Annotated in this window: 6 protein-coding genes and 2 pseudogenes; 5 read left to right on the top strand and 3 right to left on the bottom strand. The window is 66.4% G+C overall.

What is annotated here, in order from left to right; genetic code table 11:
- The 3 genes and pseudogenes from ACFWU3_RS36300 to ACFWU3_RS36290 form a co-directional block, all read left to right on the top strand.
- A pseudogene (locus ACFWU3_RS36300) lies at positions 1-274 on the top strand (IS5/IS1182 family transposase); the annotation flags it as partial.
- Positions 266-400: a hypothetical protein gene (locus ACFWU3_RS36295; RefSeq protein ID WP_384445865.1), complete on the top strand. Its 135-nt coding sequence runs from the start codon at positions 266-268 to the stop codon at positions 398-400. The pseudogene ACFWU3_RS36300 and the gene ACFWU3_RS36295, both read left to right, overlap by 9 nt.
- A 94-nt stretch (positions 401-494) precedes the next feature.
- Positions 495-1,214: pseudogene (locus ACFWU3_RS36290) on the top strand (IS701 family transposase); the annotation flags it as partial.
- On the opposite strand, the gene ACFWU3_RS36285 reads toward ACFWU3_RS36290, so the two are convergent.
- A complete protein-coding gene (locus ACFWU3_RS36285; protein ID WP_384445863.1) occupies positions 1,157-1,417 on the bottom strand; it encodes a hypothetical protein in 261 nt (86 codons plus the stop codon). The pseudogene ACFWU3_RS36290 and the gene ACFWU3_RS36285 sit on opposite strands and share 58 nt — an antisense overlap.
- Before the next feature lie 251 nt (positions 1,418-1,668).
- Between ACFWU3_RS36285 and ACFWU3_RS36280 the strand changes: the two genes are divergently transcribed.
- Together ACFWU3_RS36280 and ACFWU3_RS36275 are read left to right on the top strand one after the other, a co-directional pair.
- Entirely contained in the window at positions 1,669-3,207 is a 1,539-nt protein-coding gene (locus ACFWU3_RS36280; protein WP_384445862.1) for an RICIN domain-containing protein, read from the top strand.
- A 37-nt stretch (positions 3,208-3,244) separates the two neighbouring features.
- Positions 3,245-3,508: a hypothetical protein gene (locus tag ACFWU3_RS36275; protein WP_384445860.1), complete on the top strand. Its 264-nt coding sequence runs from the start codon at positions 3,245-3,247 to the stop codon at positions 3,506-3,508.
- Positions 3,509-3,520: 12 nt separating this feature from the next.
- On the opposite strand, the gene ACFWU3_RS36270 is transcribed toward ACFWU3_RS36275, so the two are convergent.
- Positions 3,521-4,329 (bottom strand): IS5 family transposase gene (locus ACFWU3_RS36270; protein ID WP_384445858.1). Its coding sequence is split into 2 segments (ribosomal slippage): positions 3,521-4,002 and positions 4,002-4,329, totalling 810 coding nucleotides; the frame shifts between segments, so codons are not numbered across the junction.
- 311 nt (positions 4,330-4,640) lie between these two features.
- The gene (locus tag ACFWU3_RS36265) at positions 4,641-4,979 is read right to left on the bottom strand and encodes a MerR family transcriptional regulator (RefSeq protein WP_384445856.1); all 339 of its coding nucleotides are present in this window, start codon (positions 4,977-4,979) and stop codon (positions 4,641-4,643) included.
- Positions 4,980-6,750: the final 1,771 nt, after the last annotated feature.

The following is a 6,750-nucleotide window of genomic DNA, read 5'->3' as shown; positions in this document are numbered from 1 at the left end:
GTCGTCGGCCTCGTGTGCCTCCGCCGGCACGACACGCTCGCGCAGATCGCCTCAGGTTTCTGCATCTGCGTCCGCACCGCCCACGCCTACGCCACCGCCGTCATCAACCACGTGTCCGAAGGGGCCGCTGGACTGCAGCGTCTCCTGCGGGAGACCGATCCCGAGCACATCCTGCCCGCCGGCACGCTCACCGAGTGCGAACGCGTCGGTACAGCCGGGCCACTTCTCGCAGAAGTACCGCCGCCACGGTGTGAATGTGCAAGTCGTGACCGACAGGCCCACCCGGGGAGTCGGCGCCACCGGCCGCACCCCCTACTACCACTACCGCAAACAGCCCCAGCGCTACCAGCAGTTCAACCGCGACTACACCCGGCTCCGGCACCCGGCGATCTCGCCCTAGGTGTATTGACATGGAGCGTTGTTCACGCGGCTGATCGGCGGTTCCGTGAATGCAGTTCGGCAGCGGCGGTGGTTGCAGGTGCGCGCTCGCGTAGTTGCGGGGACTGCTTGCTCTGCTGGAGCGGAAGAACGGCTGGACCCTGCGGAGGAAGCCGGACACGCAGGCTTTGACCGCATTCGCCGGTTTCTGAACCAGATCGAGTGGGACGCCGATGAGGTCCTGGACGACGTGCGTGACTACGTCGTGAAACATCTCGGAGACCTGAACGCTGAGCTGATCGTGGATGCCACCGGATTCCTGAAGAAGGGCCTGCGCACGGCCGTCGTGCAACGGCAGTACCCGGCGCCGCCGGGCGTACGGAGAACTGCCGGATCGGAGGGTTCCCCGCCTATGCGGGCCCGCGCGGGCGGACGTTGATCGACCGCCCCCTATATCTGCCCACGTTCTGGACCGACGACCGGGAACGGTGCCGACAAGCGGGCATCGACGACAGTGCGCCTTCGAGACGAAAGTGGCCATGGCCAAGGCGGCACGGTAGTCACCGCTGTTCCGTCGCTCACCCGGTCCACGATCCGTTCCCCGGCCTGCCGCGGCAGAAGTGAAAACGCCGGTCGTGCGGGGCCGAGAGCGCATGGGCCCGCGGATCTATGACTGGGCCCGCGTCGAGGTCCGGCCCTGGCACCGCGAAGACCGTCGGCACTGGGTTGTCGCCCGTCGTAGCGTCAGCCAGCCCGATCAGATCTCCTACTACCTTGCCTACTGTCCCGCCGAGACCACCCGGGACGAACTGATCTCCATCGCGGGCAGCCGGTGGACTGGAGCCCGGTTTCGCCCGGTCCGCTGGGCTCGGACCAGTAGTTCGCCCCCCTTCAGCCTGACGTGGGCGGAGCCGAGCATCACCCGGGACAGGTCCAGCAGGTCCTCGTCGGCGAGTTGGTCCAGCACTGCCTGGTGCTGGCAGCCCACACCCCAGCCCGCGGCCAGATCGTTCGTTGCGGTCTCAGGAGTATGTTCCAAGCCAATGCGTGAGTCCGGCTCGCGGGGTAGTAAACCAATGAGCACAAAATACTCAATAGGCGGATCGGGTTTGCGTTATATCATTGGGCCGAAACTGATGGGTTTCCTGGTCGTTGACAAGTGGCTGCGCCGACACGGTTCCTCCCGCCCAATCAGTTGTCCCCGGTCAACCGCTTTGCAAGCACGGGCGGTTGACCGGAACTGACGAAGCCTGCAACTCCTTTCTGCAATGCCCAGGATGGAAGACTTCTATGCAGAATCCCCGTACTTCAGGTCCCGTTCTCTCCTCCCATGCGGGCCTCAGCTCCGGCAGCCCCGACGAAGGGCTCCAGGCCGAGCTGCGGACGACCAACGGGAAGGACGAGGCGCTGTCCGTAGCAGTACTACTGGCGAGGCACTGGCAGCCCCTGTTCGACTACGCTTCGAGCAGCACCCCATCGGCGAAGGCCGCCTCGATGCTCGCCGCAGCGGCATTCAACAAGGTGCTGGAGAATCTCCGGAAGGCAAGGCCGCCTGCGGCTCTACGTCCACTTCTCTTATTGACTGCGCGTCAAATAGCCAAGAGATGGGCGAGCGACCGAAACGTCCTCGCACTGCCCGAACTGCAGTATCCGGGCGGTCGCACTCTCAGAGCAGACATGTTCACTCTCCCAGAGAATCGCGAGTTAGTCTTCCGCGCTTTCCTTGCCATGCCGGTGCCCGACCAATGCCTGCTCTGGCATGCGGAGGTCGAGGCTGAGGGCATAGCCGTACCGGCGGCACTATTGGGCATTGATCCGCGCACCGCTGGGGCTCAACTCGAACGGGCGCGTGAGCTCTTCCGTGCGGACTGTCTGCGGGCTCACGCCGAACTCGCGCCGCACAAGGGCTGTCGCCATTACGGCCGTCTCCTTGATGCGGCACTGCGCCGGGGCTACACCCTGATCCCGGACGTCCAGAAGCATCTGGCGGAGTGTCAGTACTGCCGCCACGCCACCGACCAGCTCAACCACCGGGGCGGCCGGCTAGCCTTGCTGCTGGCCGAAAGCCTCCTCGGCCAAGCCGCCCGTGGCTACCTTGAATCGCGACCGGCCCGCAACAGCGCCCGCGCGCAGGGGAGAGAAGGCACGGTTCGTATTACGGGCCGGCACTCGAGGACCAGGCACCCGCGCACACTGCCTCGTATGACCTTCCCTGGCCAGCACCTGCTACTGGACCGGCCGAAGGCCGCCCTGACCGGTCTCGGGCTGCTGATGGCCGGCGCGCTCATCGTGACCGCCGTCTCGGCGCTCTGCTCGAACGACACGCCCGAGTCTGGATCCCAGATGCCGCCCGGCCACCCCCCGCAGCCGTCGAGCACATCCGCCGGACGCCCGGCGGGCCCAATTAATACCAGACTGCGCAATGCCGACGGCGGCCTTTGTCTTGACATCCATGACCGCAGGGCTGCGCCGGGCGCCCTGGCAGTGATGGCGGTGTGCTCGGCCTCCGTGACGCAGAGGTGGGTGTACGAGGACGACGGGCTGCTTCGTACCTCCGCCGCCGCGGACCTGTGCCTGAACTCCCACGAGACGGATGGTGTGGCCGTACTGAGCGCCTGCACGGCGGCGTCGGCGGCAAACGCCGCGGACGTACGCTACGACCTGACCGTCCAGGGCAATGTTGTCCCCTGGTGGAGCGGCGGAAAGGTACTCGTTCCGGTCTCGCCCGATCCGGCCACGGCCGTGGTAGTTAGGGTCCGTGACGGATCAGCGGCGCAGAGATGGGTCCCTGAGAACCTGACTGCCGGACCAGACAGCGGCCAGCATTAGACGGTGTCTTGATTGGTGGCGTCCGTAGGCTTCGCCTATGGAGAGTGGACTTGAGACCGTGTGCCGGATCTGCGGGCTGGACGTCGGTGAGGTGCGGTTCGACGAGCACGGCTTGGCCCTGTTCGTCATCTGTGGGTGCTGCGGCACTGAGTCCGGCGTCGGAGACGACACCGTGGCTCAGGCCCGGCTCCTTCGTGACCGTTGGCTCGATGCTCAAGCCGTGTGGTTCGATCCCGGGACTCGACCGGCCGAGTGGGAACTGCAAGGGCAGTTGCACAAGATTCCGTCGCGCTGGCGCTGACCGGGAAGACTGTCAGTCCGCTGTCGACAGGCGGCGGAAGCAGATGAGGAACGCGGCGAGTCCGGCGAAGGCAAGGAAGTGCTCGGCCTTGCGCTCATAGCGGCGGTGCAGGCGCCGGCATCCGTTTAGCCAGGACATCGTCCGCTCGACCACCCATCGATGCCGGCCCAGGCGGCCGGAGGACTCGACGCCGCGGCGGGCGATGCGCGGCACTATCTGCCGGCGGCGCAGCCACCTGCGCAGGTGGTCGAAGTCGTAGCCCTTGTCAGCGTGCAGCTTGGTTGGCCGACGCCGCCTGGGGCCGTACCGAGAGCGGATTGGCGGAATGCCACGCATCAGCGGCACCAGCGCCTGGCTGTCGTGCAAGTTGGCGCCGGAAATGCCGAGGGAGAGCGGCAGCCCGTTGCGGTCACAGATGACATGGATCTTCGACCCGAGCTTGCCACGATCGGTCGGATTCGGTCCGGTCAAAGGCCCCCTGTGACCGCCCGGATGCTGGCCGAGTCGATGGCACACCGCGACCAGTCCAGCTCACCATTCGCGCCGAGCCGGTCCAGCACAACCCGATGCAGCTTCGCCCATACGCGGGCCTGGGACCAATCCGTGAAACGTCGATGCACGGTCTGCCAGGAGGCGCCGAAGACCGGCGGCAACTGCCGCCAGGTGCAGCCCGAAGTCGCAACGAAGACGATCGCGGCCAGCACGGCACGGTCATCACACCTCCGTCGTCCACCGCCCTGTGCCCGCACCGGCGGCTCCGGTGCCACATCCTGGAAGATCTCCCACAGACCGTCCGGCACCCGCCGCTCAACTATCCCCATGCCGAGACAACGAGCAACCACCAATCAAGACACCGTCTAAGGCCGACGTTATCGTGCGGGTGCGATCTAGACGCCCCTGCTCTGCCGCACTGGGGTGCTGTCGAAAGTGGGCGTTGGTGGAGCGGCCCGCTTCAAGGGGCGGCGGGGGGAGCAGCCGGAACCTGGCGTCCGAATGGCTCACCTGATCACCTCGCTCAGAGCGGAAGTCGCCGCGGCGATGTCACCGTCCACCGCAATATTTGCGATGCCCCTTGCGTCCATCGGCGTGTGTCTCTTGCGCGGTCGAGGGCAAGCCGCAGGTCCTGGCTGTCTCAGGCGGCGGCTGTCGGCTTCGCCGTTTCGGCGGTGCGGCGGTGTTCGGCGTTGATGCGTTGGGCTTCTTCGAGCTGGTCTTCGAGGATGATGATGCGGCAGGCAGCCTCGATGGGAGTGCCCTGGTCGACAAGCTCGCGGGCGCGGGCGGCGATGCGCAGTTGGTAGCGGGAGTAGCGGCGGTGGCCGCCCGGGGAGCGTAGCGGGGTGATGAGGCGGGCTTCGCCGATGGCGCGGAGGAAGTTCTGGGTGGTGCCGATCATTTCGGCGGCCCGGCCCATGGTGTAGGCGGGGTAGTCGTCGTCATCGAGACGGCTAAGGGAGTCGTCTGCTGTCATTGCACCTCTCCGTGGCACGCGTGGAGGGGCCCTGGTGCCATTGGCACCAGGGCCCCGAAGGAACTGCTACACCATCTGCCGGCCCTGGTACTGCGCCGGCCTTCTGTGTCCGCACGTCCGCCCGGGAGAGGGCGGGCAATGCGGGGATCGCGGTTGCTTGACCGGAGACCACCTCACTATCGATGTCCTGCGGTACCCGGACTCAACACTCTGCCCGGGCGATCCTGATGGCGCCTCGCTCCTCCGTTCTTCCCTCTGGGATCACTTACCTACTAATGGCACTGCGTACTGCTCTGTACTGCTGGTGATGCGAACCACTGGTACTGCTCAGTGGCCTGCGGTAGCGCCACTCCTCGGCAGCCGGCCCCGTCGCCCGTCCTGCATCTGCTCTGGCTGAGAACCCCACTGCCGAACCTCTCGGTGCGCGCGCCCGCAGCCGACGCCTTCACCGAGGTGCTGCTCACTGACTTCACTGCTGGGTACTGCGAACTGCACCTACAGGTACCGCCACTGCGGTACTGCTGACGGCGGCCCCTGATCACTGCAAGCCACCCGGTCCGGTCGCCAGCCCCGTCGCCATCCTGCAACCACTCCGGCTTCAGAACTCCACCACCGCACCGCCCTGCAACTGCGGTACTGCCGCCCGGCAGTTCATCTCTGCCAGGCCCTGCCGTCTCTCTGGGCTACGAGAGAAACCATAGCCACACCACCACCCAATGTCTACTCCAGCCGACACAGATTTTCGCGTGTTCGACGGTGAAGTAATCGACCTCGAACGACGACGAGAGCAGTCACCAGGGCGCTACTGCGATGGATTGACGGATCGCAGCCTGCGATCTCCCCCGCCTGCCGACGACCAATCCTGGTGGCCGATTGCTCGATGTGGGCGAGTTCGCTCTGGCGTGAGCGCGGTGGTGGACGGCCCGGCACGGGAGCGGCCCGGTGTATCCACGGGCAGACCGGCAGACCATTGCGGTGGCTGTGGAGGCGGACCCCCGGTGCTCCTGGTCCTCGAGGAGAGGGTGACCGGTCCGCAAGCGGTACCGGTCCGGTGAATGCAGGTGGGTCACTGCGCCGGTGGAGCGCGTCATTGTCACCGCCAACTCCGGCGGCCAGCAGTCCCGGGCCGGGGCCAGGTCGCGCGGGTGCTGCAGCGCGACCGGCCGTGAAGACAGATGCGCTCACCGCGCTGCCGGCAGGCTCGCTGCAGCGGCGGATGCGTTTCGACCTCGCGCTCACCGAACTCGCTCGGCCCGTCCTCAGTCCCCGATAGCCCGCGGCGGTTCCCGGGCGACCGAGAGACAGAAGTCCGGATTCCCTCATACAGCAAATCTGTCATGGCGGAAGTAGACATTCGGCCTGTCGGGAGGTTAACGTCCTCCTCCGAAAGGGCACGGCAGAGACCAACTGCCGCACCGGCAGTACCAGCAAGTTGAGGAACGGCAGGGGTGTGGCGGCGCGGAAGGCCCCCAGGGTCCTGGGGCCCTCGCCAACTGCCGGGCCGCCGGGCGCGAAAGAAGTACGCACGACAAGCGTTGTGGATGACTGCCGCTCGTCTGGGCAGGCGGTGCAGGCCACACCGCGGAGAGGAAGGGAACTGCTATGCCGAGGGTCAAACACCACACCCTGTCGGAGTCGGAGCAGCCGACAGCCGACACCTTGCAGATGGTGTGTGGCCTGCCGTGGGTCGAGGATGCCGGCAAGGTCGCGCCGAAGGATGCGAAGAGCCTGTCCAAGGTCTTCTTCGACCGGCTGCAGACCCTCGAAGAGG

This window comes from Streptomyces sp. NPDC058685, assembly GCF_042714725.1.
Classification (GTDB): domain Bacteria; phylum Actinomycetota; class Actinomycetes; order Streptomycetales; family Streptomycetaceae; genus Streptomyces.
This window is presented reverse-complemented; position numbering and strand designations above follow the sequence as displayed.

What these genes read in the sequence shown, in the direction of transcription:
- ACFWU3_RS36280 (WP_384445862.1), top strand. Translation starts at nt 1,669, where the DNA reads ATGCAGAATCCCCGTACTTCAGGTCCCGTTCTCTCCTCCCATGCGGGC.
- ACFWU3_RS36275 (WP_384445860.1), top strand. Translation starts at nt 3,245, where the DNA reads ATGGAGAGTGGACTTGAGACCGTGTGCCGGATCTGCGGGCTGGACGTC.
- ACFWU3_RS36265 (WP_384445856.1), bottom strand. Translation starts at nt 4,979, where the DNA reads ATGACAGCAGACGACTCCCTTAGCCGTCTCGATGACGACGACTACCCC.